Here is a 745-nt window from a genome sequence, read left to right on the forward strand (position 1 = left end):
TCAAAATATTGAACGCAGAAAATACAACCAATCCAGACAATCGTGACCGAGTTCGACCGCTTACCCCCACCAATCCCGCCTATGTCATCTACACATCAGGATCAACTGGAAAACCTAAAGGTGTGGTCGGCCTTCATGGTGGTGCTGCAAATCTCTATCAATGGTATGCGAAACGGTATGAGTTTAAGAAACATCTTCGGATTCTCGTCATATCTTCATATGCTTTTGATCTAACGCTTAAGAATATTTTTTCTCCATTAGTGAGCGGAGCTACTGTCGTCCTTGCTAACGAAGAATCGCATGATTGTGAGAAACTTGGTAAGCTTATTAATATATCCAAATCTCACTTATTGAACTGCGCCCCGTCACAATTCTATGTCCTTAACGAGAACTTAGAATTAATAAAGAATATGTCTCATTTTTTGAAATGGGTGATTTTAGGCGGAGAAACAATAAAAGCGAATATTCTGCGTCAAATCTATGAAGCTGTGCCTAATTTACAGTTTGTGAATAGCTACGGCCCGACAGAAATTACAGATGTTTGTGCAGATGGCGAAGTTTGGGCTAGTGACTTCAATACAATTTCAACGTTTGGCCGTCCTATATGGAACACTCAGATTTATGTATTGGATGATTGGCTTCGTCCTGTTCCCGTTGGTGTTAGTGGCGAGCTTTATATAGCTGGAGCAGGTTTAGCACGTGGTTATTTAGGACGCCCTGATCTGACGGCAGATCGGTTCATAGC

General features: G+C 41.6%; 1 protein-coding gene. It reads left to right on the forward strand.

Annotated features, from left to right (window positions below; genetic code table 11):
* Positions 1-745, forward strand: a 745-nt coding sequence (locus AB2J24_RS19855; protein ID WP_367386814.1) for an AMP-binding protein, incomplete at both ends; no start/stop codon positions are given.

It is taken from the genome of Lentilitoribacter sp. EG35 (genome assembly GCF_040784015.1).
In the GTDB taxonomy this organism is placed as follows: domain Bacteria; phylum Pseudomonadota; class Alphaproteobacteria; order Rhizobiales; family Rhizobiaceae; genus Lentilitoribacter.